This window comes from Roseateles chitinivorans, from assembly GCF_050632145.1.
GTDB lineage: Bacteria > Pseudomonadota > Gammaproteobacteria > Burkholderiales > Burkholderiaceae_C > Roseateles > Roseateles chitinivorans_B.
Genome location: NZ_CP192577.1, coordinates 4094040 through 4112561 on the forward strand (window position 1 = coordinate 4094040; position 18522 = coordinate 4112561).

Consider the following 18522-nt stretch of genomic DNA (forward strand, 5'->3'; position numbering starts at 1 on the left):
CGCGCGCCTCCATGAGCAATCGACGGAGCGAGCGAGATGGTCGGCATTGTCAGTGGCAGCGGTCTGGGTCTGAACTTCACCTCCTACACGGGCACGGTAGGGAAGACCGGCGTGTGGGGTCAGGCGGGGCTGGGCCAGCGCGGCACGCAGATCTACATCAACGGCTTCACCGGCAACCTGATCGTGCAGGACCGGGACGGACTGCTGGCGGCCGCGGGCAGCGACCTGCAGGCGCTGCGCACCTACAACAGCCGGGGCAGCTTCAACGACGACAACAGCGACAACTGGATCACCGGCTTCGTGCGCCAGGCCATGCGGCTCACCGGCGGCGCGTGGGGCGCGGCGGGCAGCACGGTCACCGTCACCAACGAGGACGGCTCCGAGCGGCTGTACACCTGGGTCACCAACCGCTACGTCAGCACCACCGCGTCGGGCGGCGACACCTACCTGACCCTCAACGCGGGGCTCACGCAGGCCACCTTCAGCGACGGCCCGCAGTCGGGCACCTTCGACGTGGCCACCGGACAGCTGCTGGGCTGGAACTCGCCGACGCTGCTCAACGCCGTGTTCAAGTACGACGCCAACGGACGCCTGTCGAGCATGGCGGCCGATTCCAACGGCAGCGGCGGCCGTATCGTCTACGAGTACAACGGCAACCAGCTGCAGCGCGTCAGCGTCCTGGACGACCAGACCAAGCGGATCTCCAGCACGCTCTACGCCTACGACGCCAACGGCCGGCTGTCGCGCGTGACGGTGGACCTGACCCCCACGGACGGCCTGGTCACCGACGGCCAGGTCTACACCACCGACTACACCTACGTCGTCTCGTCCGACGTCACCAACGGCATGCTGCGCAGCATCGTCAACAGCGACGGCAGCTCGCAGACCTTCCGGTGGATCGTGTCCGAAGGCACGGCGCGCGTCTCGCAGAGCTGGGGCGCGGACAACCAGGTCTCGGACTACGTCATCAACATGGCCGCGAAGGCCTCGCGCGTGACGCAGCCGGGCGGCTTCACGACGGACTTCTCGTACGACGGCACGGGCCGGCTCAAGCAGAGCCACCCGTCCAAGGGCGCCAACAACGGCGTCACCGCCGACGCCGTCCGGATCTTCTTCGAGTACTACGCGAACGACAACCACGCGACCTTCGCCGACTACGACCGCGGCATCACCACCTACAACTACGATGCCGACAACAACCTGACCCTGGTCCGCGACGCCGCGGGCAACACGGTCCGTCGCACCTTCGTGAACCGGCAGGTGGTCACGGAGACCGTCTACGCGGTCGCCGACCCCGATGGCAACGGCACCGCCCAGCCGTCGGCACCGGCGACGACACGGTATGTCTACGACGCCGAAGGCAAGCTGCGCTTCAAGCTCAGCCCCGAGGGCGTGGTGACGGAGCTGCGCTACACGGCGGGCCGGCTGCCCAACGCCACGATCACCTACCTGGGCGGCGCGTACAACGTGTCGGGCCTGACCGAGACGCAGGTACCGACGGAAGCGCAGCTGACGACCTGGGTCAACGGCGCGGACAAGACCCGCACCAGTCGCACGGACACCGCCTACGACGCGCGCGGCCAGAAGGTGAGCGAGATCACCTACGCCGCGACGGACGCCGCGGGCGTGGGCCTGACCGATGGCAAGCACGTCGTCGCCTATGTGTACGACCCGGCGGGGCGCCTGCTGTCCGTGACCGACGGCTCGAGCGCCACCATCACCTACACCTATGACGGGTTGGGACGCGTGCTGACCCGGCTCCAGGGCGGCATCAACACCACCTACGTCCACCAGGACGGCAGCGATGGCTATGTCTCCACGGTGTCCGAGCAGAACGGCCTGGTCACCGTCAGCACCTACGACGGCATGGGGCGGCTGCTGGGCGTGACGCGCACGCAGAACAGCCAGCCGCTGGGCACGTCGACGAACGTCTACGACGCGCGCGGGCTGCTGTCCAAGACGAGGGACGCCGGCGGCGTCTACCACTGGTACCTGTACGACGAGCGCGCCAACAAGGTCGCGGAGATCGACGGCAACGGCACGGTCACCGAGTTCCGCTACGACGTGTCGCAGCGGCCGATCCAGACCATCGTGTACGCGACGCCGCTGGCGGCGCTCAGCGGCGCGACGCCCAACACGGCCTGGGCCGATCCGCCGGCCGCGCCGACGCTGGCAGCCATCCGTCCGGCGGAGGTGGCCGGCAAGGACATCAAGACCTGGACGGTCTACGACGCGGCGGGGCGCCCCATCAAGACCGTGGACGGTGCGGGTTTCGTGACCGAGACCCGCTACGACGGCACCGGCCGCGTGGTGGCCACGCTGCGCTACGCCAACGCCATCGATCTGGCGGTGTTCGCGGCCAACCCCGTGACGGGCAATGCCTCGCCGACGCTTGACGGGGACAAGGACCGCGTGACGCGGAGCTTCTACTCCACCGAGGGCCGGCTGCTGGGCGAGCTCGACGGCGAGGGCTATCTGGTCGAGTACCGCTATGACGCGGCGGGCCGGCTGAGCGCCCGCGTGCGCTACGCCGATCAACGACCGGTGGGACAGCGCGCCGCCGGCACGCTCGAACAGTTGCGCCCCTCCGCCGCGTCGGCCGATGACCAGCGCACGCGCTACGTCTACGACGGCCAGAACCGAGTCATCGGCGAGATCGACGCCGAGGGCTACGTCACCGAGCAGGTCTACGACGACCGCGGCCACATCGCGCAGCGCACGCGCTACGCGAAGGCGCTCCACATCCGACGAGCTGCTGCGCGTCGACGCCGGCACGCGCGGCTGGCGCCCGGACGGCACCGGCGGCTTCGCGGGCGACCGGACCGAGCTGTGGCGGTACAACGTGCTGGACCAGCTTGAGCAGCAGACCGATGCCGACGGCACGGTGACGACCTTCGCCTACGACAAGGCGGGCCGCGTGGAGTCCACGACCCGCGCCGTAGGCACGGCGGAGGTTCGGACCCAGAAGGTGCGCTACGACGGCGTGGGGCGCGTGACCGGCGAGCTCAGCGCGCGCGGCGTGCTGCAGCTGAGGGACGGTCAGACGCAGCCGGAGATCGACGCGGTCTGGGCCCAGTTCGGGACGACCTACACCTACGACCTCGGCGGTCGCAGGACGAGCCAGACCGTCTCCGACGGCACGAACACGCAGCGCACGATCTTCTTCTACAACGAGGACGGCCAGGTCACGCACACGATCAATGCGCTGGGCGAGGTGCAGGAGAACCAGTACAACGGGCTGGGACAGCTCGTCAACACGATCTCCTACGGCGGGCGGCTGAGCGCAGCGACCTTCAACAACCTGCAGGGGGACTCGCCAACACGGCGATCCGCAACGCGGTGCAGGAGTTGCTGAACCAGCGCGTGGCCGGCCAGCCCTTTGCCAACGCGCAGACGGTCCTGGACTACGACGCGCGCGGCCTACTCCGGACCACGACGGATGCGCTGAGCTACACCACGTCCACGGACTACAACGCCTTCGGACAGGCGGCCACGACGACGCGGCAGATCGGCCTCGGCGCGGGAGGCGCGGTCGTGTCGCAAGCCTTGATCTACGACCGGCGCGGCCTGCTGAAGGAGCGCACCGACGACGCCGGCGGCCTCAAGGCGCTGACGAAGACCGACTACGACGCGTTCGGGCGCCTCGTGAAGACGACGGACGCCCGCACGGTCGCGTCCACGACCGGCTATGACCGGATCGGCCGCATCGTGCAGACCGTGGACGGCGGCAACACGCGGCGTGTCACGAACTACGACGCGTTCAGCCGCATCATCTCGACGATCGACGGCAACAGCCAGACGACGAGCTACCGCTACGACCTGGCCGCGCGGACGGTCGTGGTCACGACGCCGGAGGCCGTCAGCACCCGCGTGACGCGCAACCGCCACGGCGAGGTGGAGAGCAGCACGGACGGCAACAGCGTCACGACGTCCTATGTCTACACCGAGAACGGCGAGCTCAAGAGCACCACGACGCCGCTGAACGCGACGAGCACCGTCTACGACCGGCTGGGGCGCGTGGAGCGGACGGTCGACGCCAACCAGGTCGCGACGCGCTTCGAGTACGACGCGCTGAACCGCGTGACCAAGCGCATCGCGGACCCCGACGGCGCCGGCGCGCTGCAACTGACGACGGTCTACGACTACCAGGACACCGACAGCGGCACGAGCGTGCTGACGACGGAGCCGGACGGTCGCAAGACGCTGCAGAACTTCGACCGCGAGGGCCGGCTGACCCGCCGCGTGGTGGATCCGGACGCGCTGAAGCTGACGACGAGCTACGAGATGGACGGCGCGGACCGCGTGCTGACCGTCACCGATCCCAACAACATCGTCACCCGGTACGAGTACGACGCGCTGGGGCGCCGCACCGCGGAGATCACGGACGCGCGGTCCGGCGGCCTGAACCTGACGAAACGGTACGTCTACGACGCCGCCGGCAACCTGATCGCCAGCCGGGACTGGAGCAATGCGCCCACGCTGTACGTGCGCGACGGCGCGGGCCGGCCGGTGTATGAGATCGATCCGCTGGGCGCGGCGCGCATCACCGAGTACGACGGCGAGGGGCGCGTGCGTCGCGTGACGGCGCTGGCCACGGCGATCGCGGCCGACGTGCGGCAGGCCTGGGGCGACGCGCCGACGCTGGCGCAGGTGGCGACGGCAGTGGCGGCGGCACGGGTGCCGGCGAAGGACCAGGTGTCCGGCGTGGTGTACGACCGGGACGGCCGCGTGAAGTTCACGGTGGACGCCGCGGGCGGGGTGGTCGAGGTGCGCCTGGACGGCGCGGGCCGCGTGCGGCAGCAGATTGCCTACGAGACCGCGGTGGATCCGGCGACGTGGCTGGACACCGCGACCAGCGCGACGACGGTCGGCGCTGGCGGCAAGGACCGCGTGACGAGCACGCAGTACGACAAGCTGGGCCGGGTGACGATGGTGGTGGACGCCGAAGGCGGCGTGACCACGATGGCCTACGACGCCGCGGGTCAGCTCCGGCAGAAGACCGCATTCGCGCGGGTCACGGCCAATCTGGCGACGCTGCGCACCAAGGGCGCGGCCTGGGTGGAGGCGGATGTCGGCCTGGTGTCGGTGCCGGCGCAGGACCGCACCACCAACTACCGCTACGACAAGGCGGGTCGACTGCGTTTCGAGTACGACGCGGGCGGCTACGTCACGGAGACCCGGTATGCGGGCCTGACGACGACGAGCATCCGCTACGCCGCGACCACCGCCGTGGATGCGACGCCGACGGCGAATGCGGCGCTGGACCACGCGAGTTCGGTGACGCTGGACGCCGCCGGCAGGGTGTGGAAGTCCGTCGATGCGATGACCGTGGAGACGCGCAACGCCTACGACAAGGGCGGACGCCTGACGGCGCAGACGCAGGCCTACGGGCTGGTCGAGGCGACGACCACGGGCTACGTGTACGACGAGGCGGGCCATGTGATCCGCAAGACGGTGGCGCAGGGGACGGCGGCTGAAGGCAGCACGCGCTACGGCTACGACGCCCTTGGCCGCATGACGACGGAGATCGAGGCGCGTGGCGTGGCGCTGGCCGAGTCGACCAGCCTCTGGGCGCAGGCGGAGCGCCAGCGGCTGGGCAAGCCGGCGGATGTCCTGCAACTGCAGCCTGCGGACAAGACGGCCCTGCTGGCCAAGTACACGACGACGTATGAGTACGACGCGGCGGGCCGCCGCACGAAGACGATCAACGCGCTGAGCGCCGCGACGTCCACGCAATACGACGCCTTCGGCAACGCGGTGAAGGTCACCGATCCGCTGGGCAACGTCGGGTACTTCTACTTCGACAAGCTCAATCGAGTGACGATGCAGGTGGACCCGGAGGGGTATGCGACGCGCATGGTCTACGAGGTGGCGGGCAGCAACCAGGTCACGAAGGTGCGGCGCTATTCCGCAAAGGTCCTCGGCGTGACGACGGCGAAGATGCCCGAACCGGCGACCAACGCCACCAAGGATGCCCTGACCACGAACGTCTACGACCGGCTGGATCGGTTGGTGAGCTCGAGCGTGGCGGTAGGCCTCAGCAGCGTCACCGAGTCGACGCTGTACAACGTCGCCGGCAACCGTTTCGACAAGCAGGTCACCAACAAGGTTGGCGGCACGGCGGTGTTCAACACCGACAGGCTGGGCAACACGGTGCTGGAGACACTGCCGGTGACGATGGAGAACAAGCCCGTCGTCAACCGGTACGAGTACGACGCCTTCGGCAACCGCACCATATCGGTGGAGGCGGTGAAGCCGGCAGGCGCGTCCAGCCTGTGGCGGGAGCGGACGACGGAGTACCGCTACGACAAGGCGGGACGCCTGACCCATCGCATCGGCATGGCGTACGACGCCTACGACGGCGTCACGCAGACCTCCTCCCGGGTCGTCCCGGTCGAGTGGACGCGTTATGACGCGCTGGGTCGGGTGCTGGAGCAGGTCTCGCGCGGCACCTGGGCCAATGCCTCGCAGGTGGTGGGCGGGGCTCGGTCGCTCAACCGCTACGACGCCGCGGGCAACAAGACCGAGCAGGTCGCCGCCGACGGCGCCTACACCGCCTTCGCCTACGACGCGGCCGGTCACGTGGTGCGCGAGAACGCGATGGGCACGGCGGCGACGGTCACCGGATCGACCTGGGTCGCGCCTTCCGCGAACGTGGCGCTGGACCGCAATACCGTGAAGGTCTATGACGCGCTGGGCCGCCTGACGGAAGTCAAGCGGGAGAACGTGCGCTACTGGGAGGCCGATCCGGCCTCGAACCAGATCCTTGCGCCGCTGTCCTCGCTGACGACCGTGCGTCTGCAGGCGTTGGTCTACGACGCCGCCGGCAACGTCGTGCAGGAGATCGACGCGCGCAACCAGTCCGTCTACAGCTACTACGACAAGCTCGGTCGCAAGTCGCTGCGCATCGACCAGGCGGGGTATGCCGTCGCCTGGGACTACGAAGGCTTCCAGGATGTCGCGACCACGGAGCAGAAGTACGCCAGGGCCCTGGGCGCCGGCACCTTCAAGCGTCAGGATGACACCGGGCAGCCCACGACACAGCGGGATCCCTCCATGCTGCGGATCGGTCTGGCGGGCGCGGGCGACCGCACGACGAAATTCCAGTTGGATACCCTCGGCCGCGTGACCGAGAAGCGGGTGCTGGGCGTGGCGACCACCTACGTGAACGGCGAGGACAAGACCGTCGACACGCAGCGCGATGCCGTGTCGACCTTCGAATACGACGGGCTTGGCAACGTCACGCGCCAACGCGATCTGGTGGGCTTGACGCCGGACGGTACCGCCGAGGTCTGGAACCAGACCGACATCCGGTACGACGGCCTGGGACGCGAAGTCCATCGTGTCTCGCCCGGGTTCACGAACTTCGAGGGCAACTGGGCGCTGCCGGTGCTCGACACCGAGTACAACGGCCTGGGATTGGTCTCTCGCACCATCCAGCGCGGCATGACCGCCGCGGAGGACCGCGTCAGCGTCTACGACTACAACGACAACGGCGATCGCACGCAGGTCGTCGACGCGAACTTCAACTACACCCAGTTCGACCTGGACGCCATGGGGCAGGTGAGCCGCGAGACAGCCAAGCTCGCGATGGCGGTGAAGCAGGGCTCGGCGACGGTGCGCGTCGACCGCGTCAAGCGCTACGCCCATGACGTGATGGGCCGCGTGACCGCCGAGTACGACGGCGACGGCGCGCACACCGCGACCCAGACCGGCGAGGTGCGACGCACGCGCTACAACGTCTTCGGCGAGATCACTGGCAAGGGTGTCGGCGACGGCTGGCAGGAGTTCGCCGAGTACAACGTGCTGGGCAAGGTCGAGCGCAGTAACAGCGAAAGCGGCGTCATCGCGGTGACGCTGTACGACCGCAACGGGAACGCGACCCGCAAGATCGTCAGCGGCGTGGCGGACTGGGACCTGCGTGGCATGTCGATCGGCGACGCGGCAGCGGACCTGGTCCACCTCAACCACACGTTCAGCGTCTACGACAGCCGCAACCAGCTGGTGAAGACCGTCGACTTCGCCGCGAGCTACCAGACCGACGTCGCTGCGCGTGAGTCGGCGGTGACGCAAAAGCTGACCGACCTGTACGGCTCGATCTCGACCACGCCGGCCGGCGGCGGTGCCTACACGGGCGCTGCCGGTACCTCGCCAGGGGGCATCAAAGACACGACTGTCACGGGATCGGATGGCGCGGGTGCGCTGACCAACGGTGCGGTCATCAACGGTACGGAGAAAGCGACCGAAGCCATCGTTGATGGGGAGGCCCGCGGTCCTTACGTGATTCAGGGGGGCGAGGCCTGTATGGCATGCAGCTGGCTTGGTCAAACCATGTGACCAGCGATCCCGTGAGGTTTGGCCAGTCGCCACAGTTGCCGCCGCTCACCCTGTCGCCGTTGACGCCGCCAGCCCCCGGAGGCCAGCCCTACGAAATCTGGACAGATACCATTCCGCCGCGACAGGTCGCATCGATCCGGCCGGGTGACACGGTCCGATGGCCAACCACGAACGCGCAGGTATCACTTAATGATTCCCGGACGTTGAACGAGCGGTACTTCGTCGTGGTTAAGGTCGATGGCATCGGGACACCCTTGGCCACGCTGAATGTGGCCATCCAAACAAAGTCCAACCTTGTCGGCACCGGCCCCTGGACGATGACGACCTCGGTCCAGGTCAACAGCCAAGTATTGCTGGAAGGTCAAGGGGCCGCAACGATCAAGGTCAGACTGCCTGAGGGCGATGAACTGTCCGTATCGCGCGCCTTGGGCGTCCTCCCGACTGGCATGGTCGGGCCCGTCCAGGCTCCGCCGGACATGTACGTGCTCAGTACCATGGGATGGTCTGGTAGCCAGGAAGTGATCGTCGAACGTTACGACGCGAACAACCAGCTGATGTCGGCGATACGCCAGACCGTGAATGCGGCTGTCAACGGCACGCTGCCCGCCAACGATCTCAGGAATGAGCCGACGTTTGAGGCCTACGGCGTACTAATCCCTCGTTCGCTCAGAGCCGCCTTGCGGTTCAAGCCGACTCTGCTCGACGACAACGGCGGTGCGTCGATGCGGATCCGCCGCGTGGGCAGCGATTTCTACACTGACAGGGGGCGGAGCGGCACGCCATTCCTGCCCGATGATTTGGACATGAATGATGTCAATGTCGGCTATGAGCTCTTATTGAGCTCGTCGGCCGGCGATTTCATCATTCGCTACACAGGCAGCGGAGGCAGTGGCGTGGCGCCGGTCGTGACATCGATTAGACGCTATGTCGTTCCTGAGGCGATTTACACCTTCCAGGTCAATCCGCCTGACCTTAGTGACGCAACGGCCGCGACAGTCAGCAGCGTCAAGTTCGAAGTCAATGTCAACGGTGTCTGGACGCCCGTCGACAATACCTTCCTGAGCAATCGGATCACGGTCTCCGACCAAAGCCTGCGCGATGCGGGCATTCCGGTATCTCCATTTACCCGAGGAACCTACGAATATCGCTATCGCGCCACGGCTCAGTACGGTGATAACTACACGCGTCTGCTGGGCGTTGGCAAGGGAACCCTACACGTGGGTCAAATCCGGCAGGCGACGGCCGAGGCCATCGAGGCCTATCCGGCGATCGCCACGCTCCGCGTCGCCAGCATGAGCGGCTCGCTCCATTTGACCGTGCCCAACAAGGGCAGCTTCGACCTCGCCCCTGGCGATCCGCGACGTTGGGGCACCTCGCCGGTCTCGGTTTCGCTGTTCGACTGGATCGACCCGAACGGCACCGTGGAGATCGCCTTCTCGTACAGCGGCGATGATGGCGCCTTCAGCGGCAAACTGCAGCTGGCCTCCAATGGCCGCGTGACGATGGGACGCATCGACACCTTCTCCTACGGGGAGGGGGTCATGACGGTGAACGTGGCCGGCATGAAAAGCCTCAAGAGGATCACGTTCAAGTTGGGCAATGACTTGGTGACGCCGCGGAACCTGACGCCTGCGGACGGCAGCTTCTCGTTCACGCTGTCACCAGACGATCGGAATAAGACCTTCACCGTGTCCTTCGAGGCCGTCGACGGACTGGACGGCAACGGCAGCACCGTGTTCATCGGTGAGGGCTCCTACAGGGTCGACGACAAGGGCGCCGCCACCTACACGCCCGGCAAGACGACGTTCAAGCCATCGTTCCTTGACCTCGGCGCTGATGCTCGCACCGATGTCGTCAACGTGCGCGTGTACAACCGCAGGACCGGCGTCTGGAGCAACTGGAACCGCTTGGTCGACACGACCCCCACCGACGCCTCGGACGACCGCTACAGGCGTCTGGCGCTGAAACCATTCTGGCCAGCGTACGGCCAGGACAACTCTGGTCATCAGTACGTCGTCGAGGATACCTTCGACTATGAGTACTACGTCGAGGATGCGGACGCCAACCTGATCAAGAAGGGCCACGGCGATTTCCGTCTCAACTCGGAAGGTACCCTCAACCTGGGTCAGAAATTCTCCGACCGCACGCCGGTCGCGCCGATCACCTTCTACGGGCCGAGCAATCGCGCCGCCGTCCGCATGCGGCTGACGGTCGGCAGCGAGGTGTTCGTGCTCGACGGCAAGTGGGTCGGCAGCGACGCCGAGGGCCAGATGGCCTACGTCTGGCAACGTCCGTTCGGCGGAGCCGTCTTCAACACGGAGACCTCGCGCAACTACACGATGGAGATCCTCGACGCCAACGGCAACCCTGTGAAAGACGCCGTCGGTGAGATCATCGCTACGGTGCGCGGCGTGGTCACGGTGGGGGCGTCGTCCGGCGAGGACTTCCACTTCCAGCAGTACGTGACGCAGGTGGTCGAGAGCGCGCAGCTCCGCCGCTTCCAGGAGCACAACGCGTTCGGCGAGGTCTCCGCGGAGTACGACGACGGCACGCGGCAGCGCGCCCTGGCGATGGCGCGCCAGTACGCTGACTACGGACTGGGCAGCTTCCAGCCAAACCCCGACGCGGTGACGACGCGCTTCGAATACAACACGCTGGGTCAGCTCATCGTCAAGCGCGAGGCAGAGACCTTCGAGACGATGGCCAACGGCTTCGTGCGTCGCATCCAGCCCGAGACCCGTTACGGCTACGACCTGATCGGGCGCAACGTGTCGGTGACCGATGCGAACGGCAAGACCACGCGCCAGACCTTCGCGGGGGGCAGCAACGAGGTGTCGCGGCTGATCAACGCGGACGACTCGTTCCGCACGTCAGGTCGGGACATCTTCCTGGACGTGCGCAAGGTGGTGAACGAGCTGGGCAACGTCGTGATGCAGGACTACGACAAGCTCGGCCAGCTGACGACGGTGCGTCGCATGGGCATCACGCGGGCGCAGAACTTCACCACCGGTGAATTCACCGGGGCGGTGGCGGTCGGCGGCACCTTGACGGAGTCCTATGCCTACGACGGGCTGGGGCAGCGGATCCAGCACGTCAACGCGTCCAGCGCGACGGACAGCACCTTCTACGACTCTCTTGGACGGGTGGTCCGGACCGAGTCCGCGGCGGGTGCGGTGGTGGAATACCGCTATGTCGCGGTACCGAAGGGCAATGCGGCCGACCCGGTGCTGGGCCTGGGGTCACTGGACGTCGGCGGATACCGCCGCACGACCGTGGGCGCCGAAGGCAGCCAGATGATCGACGAGATTGACTACTTCGGCCGCACGACCTGGCACAAGGACATGGCCGGTCGCGCGTTCACCTACACCTACGGGCTGGCCGGCCAGTTGATGCGGCAGGACGGCACCTCGGTGGACGAGAAGCCGGAGCAGCACATCCGCTACGACTACATGCTTAACGGCCTGCTGCGCCAGATGGTCGACCTCACGCTGCGCACGGTGTCGCAGTACGGCTACGACGACGCCGGCAACCGGACCTACGAGATGTACGGCAAGCTGGGGCCGAACAGCGAGTCGTTGCTCGCCATCACGCAGTCCAGCCACATCCAGTACGACGAGCTGAACCGCATCAGCCGGTCGTGGGACGGCGCCAAGAGCTACGACCTGCGGTACGAGTACGACGCCGTGGGCAACCGTCGCGCAGCGATCTCGACGTACTGGAACTTCACCGGCGGCGCGGGCGACCGGACGGACTACTGGTACGTCTACGACGCGATGAACCGCTTCACGACGACGATGGGCTTCCTGACGATCCGCGGGACCTCCGCGGGCGATACCAACGGCAAGATCCTGCGCGGCGACGCGGGGACCGTGATCGGCTACGACGCGCTGGGACAGCGGACGTCGGCGTCGTATCGGGCGGTCATCAAGGGCGTGGCGACGGAGCGGGAGGAGACCTACACCTACTCTCAAGACGGCTACCTGGAGGATTCGCTGGATCACAAGGTGTGGTTCAGCCGCCGGCGCGTGGACGCGACAGGGCGGACGCTGCAGTACGTCGAGCGCGAGAACGGCTCCGTGACACGGACCAAGACCAGCCAGTACGACCTGGACAACCGCGTGCAGCGCGAGACGGTCACGGACGCGGGCACGGACAACGCGATCACGACCTTCCAGTACTACCAGACCGCGACGAAGACGTCGGGTTTCGCGCCGGGCGGATTCGGCGCGCTGGCCCAGTCGGTGACCACACCAACTGGCGGCGGCGGGGATCCGACCACGACCCGCTACACCTACGAGTACTGGGACGGTGCGAAGCAGCTTGCGATCACGAAGACTCAGTCGGGGGTGGGCACGGGGGTTTCGAGCTTCAAGTACGACGCCAATGGGCACACGGTGGAGGTCACGGACGTGGTGGCCAACGCGCACTACTTCTACACGACCAATGCGCAGGGGCTGATCATGTCCCGCGATCATTACGTGCTGAACGATCCGGTGGGGAAGGCGACAACGCATCGCTACTTCTATGCCAACGGACGTCGCATCGGCGATGTGGGCACCGATGGCAAGTCCTTGCGCTTGTCGTACGTGGAGCAGCTGGCTCAGCAGGCCGAGACGCCGCAGCAGCGGCGCGATCGACTCAAGTATCCGGCTCCGGTGACGAGTGCGGACTTCGACCAGAACTTCGAGCCCATCAACGCCGATTACCCGGGCGCGACCGCGTCGAGCTACACCGTGCGTGGTGGGGACACGCTGGCGTCCATCGCGCAGAGCGTGTGGGGCGATGCGGCCATGTGGTACATGATCGCCGACGTCAACGGCTTGACGTCTGGCGACAAGCTGGTGGAAGGCCAAGTGCTGGTGATCCCGAACAAGGTCACCAACATCCACAACAACGCGAGCACCTTCCGTCCGTACAACGCGGGCGAAGCCATCGGGCGTGTGGATCCCACGATGCCAACGCCGCCGCCGCCGAAGAAGGGCGGGTGCGGCGGGGTCGGCATGATCCTGATGGTCGTGGTGGCAGTCGTCGTCACGATCTACACGGCGGGCGCGGCGGCGGGGGTTCTGGCGCAGGGGGCGACTTATGCGACAGCGGCCGGAGCGGCCGCGGGCGTTGCTGGCGCGAGCGCGGGGTTCGCGGCGACGATGGCAACCGGCGTCGCTGCATTGTCCGGAGGATTGGCGGCAGCGACAGGCGTGATCAGCGCGGCGGCCGTGGCCGCAGGAACAATCGCCAGTGCGGCGATCGGCGCCGCTGTCGGGTCCATCGCGAGTCAGGTCGTGGGCATGGCCACGGGCAACGTGGACAAATTCAGTTGGAAGGCCGTGGGGCAAGCGGCTGTCTCCGCCGGGATAACCGCTGGCGTGGGCTCATGGCTCAACACCGCCTCGGCGACGGGCGGCATTCTTAGCAACTCGCCTATCGGAGAAGTGGTGAGGGAGGGTGGTGCCGGCAGCGCCATGCTGAAGGCAGGTGCGGGATCGGCCGTGAGCCAGGCGATCCAGGGTCGATGGAGTTGGCGAGAGGTCGGCGCGGCGACCGTCAGTGCGGGAGCTGGCTATCACGCCGGAGAGGCTGTGGGCGCGGTGTTGAAGGGCCTCGATGCCAACGTCGCGAGGATTGCGGTTTCCGCAGGCGCGGCTGTCGCCGGGTCGTGGGCCAGCAGCCAAGTGATGGGCTACAACACCGCGGAGACAAGGGCGCGTCTTTCCCAGGCGTTCATTTCGGGCCTTGGGCAGGGCCTTGGCGATGAGCTGGCGGGGGCATTCGACAGAACCGCTCAGTCGCCCAATGAACAGGAGGCTCAGACCAACAAGAGTGCGACGGATGTGGATCCTCAAGGTCGGTACAGTCTCGGCAATGGCAAGTCGGTGAAGTTGGCGCACTCAACCGCTGACGTATTGGCGGATTGGTCTGCCGGCGTCGATCAAGCGATCAGTGCTGCCGCATCACGCCTACCATCCGACGAGGTCGGTCCCGCGGGTCCGGAAGCCATGTCACCGGAGGCATTGGCGCTTCGCAAGATCGAGGTTGACGAGCAGATCCGTTTGGAGATCCGAGGGCAGGAGGCTCGCGATGCATCGATCGATGGGGCGCGCTTCTTCAAAACAGGTGGGCCAGGTCGTGCGCCGTCGCGTGGCGGCGTCGGTAACTTTGAATTGGTCCGCAATGGCAACTGGGATGCAGCGCTAAACATTGGAGCCGACCCGCTCCAGATATTGGGTGAGATTCCGGGCTTGCAGTCCGATCTGGCAAAACTCAACCGTTCGCAAGCGGAACAACGCATCGACGGCATGCGTAAGGCAATGACTGAAGCGGGTGTCAAGGCGCTCCCTGGTTACGCCACAGCCCTCGTTCCCGGTGTCAATGGCGGTAACGTTGAGGTTCGCGACTATGCCGAGACCGTCAGGCGCCTGGAAGGCGTGTACGAGAATCACGTCCGTGACCAACGTCTGCGACAGACTTGGGGAGATGACTACCAGAATGTGCGCATCGGCAAGTCGCAGATGACGGTGATGGAGTTCGAAAAGCGTGTACTGGACATCCAGTTGGGGACTACGGACAAGGCTTACGCCACCGGTAGAGACGCGATCGCACGAGGTGAGTGGAAGATCTCTGCTGGTGATTACGCAAGAGAGCTGGGCACTTACATCGATGTACAGGTGCGCAATGAACTGCGGGGGTTTGCACGTGTCGAGGGTATCAACGACAACTCGATGTCGAATATTTGGGCGATCAATCGCCGTATCACAGGCGAATATGGTCCTGGAATTCCCGACAATCGCCTTGGATTCAACCTTTACGCTGATACGACCCTGGCGCGCAAGGGGCCCTGGACAGAGCAGCTTCAAAGATGGAACGGGAACCGCCCCGGCATTAACTTGGTGATTCGACCCACAGGCCTCGGCGGGGCCTATGTCATTCGGGACAAGATCCCATTGCCGCAACCGAAAGGAAAGGGAATCTGATGTCGCTCAAGGAGCGTTTGAAAGACTTTGCAGGTTCGATTGCAAGTGCGACCACGAATTCACCCGATGACTATTCGGAGTGGAGTAGTTGGACCTATGAAACTCACATGGCGGACATCAAGGCGCTGTGGACGGAGGTCCGCCCTCAGCTCAAGCGCGATCTTGAACAAGCCGAGTTCATCAATGCCAAGCTGGCTGAGATGTTTGAAGCATTTGACTCGGGTGAGAAAGACGCGGGTCGAAAGGCAGCGTGGGCAATCTACAGCCTGAAGGTGGAACGACTTCGCTAAAGCGGCAGACCGACTCGAGCGTTCCAAGGAGCTGGTCAAGCTGGGGTCCGAGCATGACGATTTCGCGTGGTTGAGTGGGCGCGACTTTGCGAGCGAGACTTGATTCTGTCGGAGATTGACTGATCGCTGCGGCTGCCGCAGGCACTGAGCAAACGGCCTACCATGAAATCCGGAATGCGCATGTTCCAGTGGCTGGGCCTCGCGCTCGGTTCATTCCAGTTGACTGGATGCATCGGTCCACCAGTCACGCCGGAGGGGAGGGTGTATCACTGCGTGGGTACGGCACGTCCAGTAGCATCTTCTGGAACTTGGGCCAAGCCGCTTCCGCTTGAACGATTTGAGTATGGCGACCGTGTCGTCACTGATCGCCCAACCGTTGGCAGTGGCAGCTACTGCGCCATTTTGCTCGTGCCTCAGACAGCCTATATCCGCTACCGCGTTGATGGTCGAGTTATCGAAAAGCGCTTCGATTTGTCTGCGTTGACGCCCATCCGAGTGGCCAAGAAGACCATTGAGTTCTATGTTGATGGGGACAGTGTCGAGGTGCGCTTGGTCACGACAGTTCCTGGCGACTGGCCTGTTCGCGAGACTGTCGTCAAGCAGTGACCCCTCGCGCGAGGCGAAGCAAGTTGCTCCTGGAAATGTCACTAATGAGAGCTTGGCCTAGGGGTGGAACTCGGGCTTGATCGTCCTCGAAATCTTGAGCCAGCAGAAGGTTGAGAATCCAACCTTAGGTGGGTATGGCATCAATGCAGCCATGCGCTCGCGCGTTTCGAGGAACTGGTCAAACGGAGGGCGAGCTTGACGAGTTGGCGGAGATCCATCCTCCATGCGCAACAGTGCGCCGATGACCGCTTCCAGCACGCATGGGGACATGCGAAAGAAGCTCCGCGCAAGACCGGTTGCAACGATCGACGACTTCAAACCTGACCCTGATGCCCCTGGATGAGCGAGCCTCCGCGCGACGTCATCCGGGCTTGGCACGCCATGCGAGACGCTGGCCGATCAGGAAAGCGGCAACGGGATCACGACGTACAACTATCTGGACAACGGATTCGGTGCGTTGGGATCGACGGTGTTCAGGTCGAATGGCATGACCCAGACGACTGTCTACACCTACCTGTACCGCGACACCGCCCAGAAGTACCAGATCACCAGCACGCAGACCGGCGTCGGGACGGGCACGACGACATTCAGCTATGACGTCAACGGCTATGTGACCACCGTGGTCGATCAGATCGCCAAGACGACGATGCGCTACAAGACCAATGCGCAAGGGCTGATCCTGTCGCGCGACACCTGGGAGATTGGCAAGGAGGACACCACGACCATCACGCACTGGTACTTCTATGCGGACGGGCGTCGGGTGGGGGATGTGGGGAACGACGGCGCTTCGGAGCGCGTGTCGTATGTGGAGCAGCTGGCGCAACTGGGCCTGACGGCGAAGGAGCGCAACGAGCGCAACAAGAATCCGAAGCCGGTGACGACGGCGGACTTCGATCAGAACTACGAGCCGATCAACACGGGGTACCCGGGGTCGGCATCGTCGAGCTACACGGTGCGCGCGGGCGATACCTTGAGCTCCATCGCGCAGAGCCTGTGGGGCGACTCGGCGATGTGGTACATGATCGCCGACGTCAACGGGCTCAAGGGCGGCGAGCGGCTGGTCGAAGGCCAGGTGCTGGTGATCCCCAACAAGCTCACCAACATCCACAACAACGCGACGACGTACCTGCCGTACAACGCGGGCGAGGCGATCGGGAATGTGAATCCCACGTTGCCGGAGCCGCCGCCACCGCCGGCTAAGAAGGGCGGGTGCGGCGCGTTCGGCATGATCCTGATGGTGGTCGTGGCGGTGGTGGTGAGCTACGTCACGGCAGGTGCGTTGACGGGGGCCATGACCGGCTTGCTGGGCCAGACGGCCGGGTCGATCGCGGCCGCGGCGATAGGCGCCGCGGCGGGCTCCGTGGCCAGTCAGGTGGTGGGGCTTGCAACGGACACGATCGACAAGTTCAGCTGGAAGGCGGTGGGACAGGCGGCGGTGTCGGGAGCGATTGCGCAGGGCATCGTGCAGGGGACCAACCTCGCGGCGTCTGGATCCATGGGCGAGACTGCGAAGAGCGCGGCGGATTGGCTGTCTCAACCGAACAGTTTGAGTGCCGCAGTCGCACGTGGCGCACTCACGTCGAGCGTCACGCAGGCCATACAGGGCAAATGGAGCTGGAAGGAGGTCGGCGCGGCGGCGGTCGGCTCCGGCGCGGGGTATGCGGCCGGACAGGCCCTGGGTGATGCATTCAAGGGTGTGACCGGCGGTCAGATCCTGAAGCTGGCGACGGCCACGGCCGTCGGCTCGTGGGCCAGCAGCCAGGTGATGGGCTACAACTCGGCGGTCACGGTCGCGCGCATGTCGCAGGCGTTCGCAGCGGGGTTTGGGGAGGGAATCAACGGCGCCATCGATGATGCACGCTTTACCGCCGTAGCCAGCCCGGAGGAGAAGGATTCGGTACGGGCGATGTTCGAAGCGGATTCACCGGCGAACATAGACGGCAACGGTGTGCGCGTGGGCGGGGGCAGGCTTGCGCCTGTCCACGGCATCGGTGGCGGATTGGTCCGCGCGGGTGCAGCAAGGCATCAAGGACCAGGCGCGAGGGCTGTCCAACTTCGACGCGATCTCTGGGCCGATCTGGGCAGACGAGGACGCGCAGGCGCAGCAGCGCTATCGAGCGGGGATCGTCGGGCAGAACGCCCGGGCGGAGACCTACGCCCAAGCTTTGCAAGCAAGCGAGAACGACAGCGAGACGCGGCGCTTGCTCAACCGTTATCGCGCCCAGCCGGTCGACATCGAGAGTCTGATCTTCGGATCTTCCGGAGGGAAATCCAGCGCATCGAGCGAAGCCAGTAGGCGACTCGCCTATCTCCGCCCC

Annotated in this window: 7 protein-coding genes; all 7 read left to right on the forward strand. The window is 65.6% G+C overall.

Annotation, left to right across the window (positions count from 1 at the left end):
• Window positions 1–36: 36 nt before the first annotated feature.
• Window positions 37–2859 carry a hypothetical protein gene (locus tag ACQ86G_RS18880; protein ID WP_431256752.1) on the forward strand — a complete coding sequence of 941 codons (2823 nt, stop codon included), beginning with the start codon at window positions 37–39 and terminating at the stop codon, window positions 2857–2859.
• Window positions 2843–3355, forward strand: a complete 513-nt coding sequence (locus ACQ86G_RS18885) for a hypothetical protein (protein ID WP_431256753.1) — start codon at window positions 2843–2845, stop codon at window positions 3353–3355. Before ACQ86G_RS18880 ends, ACQ86G_RS18885 begins: the two co-directional genes overlap by 17 nt.
• Entirely contained in the window at window positions 3340–8337 is a 4998-nt protein-coding gene (locus ACQ86G_RS18890) for a hypothetical protein (protein ID WP_431256754.1), read from the forward strand. The genes ACQ86G_RS18885 and ACQ86G_RS18890 overlap by 16 nt, the downstream gene beginning before the upstream one ends.
• Window positions 8338–8540: 203 nt before the next feature.
• Complete coding sequence (locus ACQ86G_RS18895; protein WP_431256755.1) at window positions 8541–15308, forward strand: LysM peptidoglycan-binding domain-containing protein; 6768 nt, start codon at window positions 8541–8543, stop codon at window positions 15306–15308.
• Window positions 15308–15598 carry a hypothetical protein gene (locus ACQ86G_RS18900; RefSeq protein ID WP_431256756.1) on the forward strand — a complete coding sequence of 97 codons (291 nt, stop codon included), beginning with the start codon at window positions 15308–15310 and terminating at the stop codon, window positions 15596–15598. Before ACQ86G_RS18895 ends, ACQ86G_RS18900 begins: the two co-directional genes overlap by 1 nt.
• 180 nt (window positions 15599–15778) lie before the next feature.
• Window positions 15779–16204, forward strand: coding sequence for a hypothetical protein (locus tag ACQ86G_RS18905; protein WP_431256757.1), 426 nt, complete (start codon window positions 15779–15781; stop codon window positions 16202–16204).
• Between the two features lie 487 nt (window positions 16205–16691).
• On the forward strand, window positions 16692–18500 hold the full coding sequence (locus ACQ86G_RS18910; protein ID WP_431256758.1) for a LysM peptidoglycan-binding domain-containing protein: 1809 nt from the start codon (window positions 16692–16694) through the stop codon (window positions 18498–18500).
• The last annotated feature ends 22 nt before the right edge of the window (window positions 18501–18522 follow it).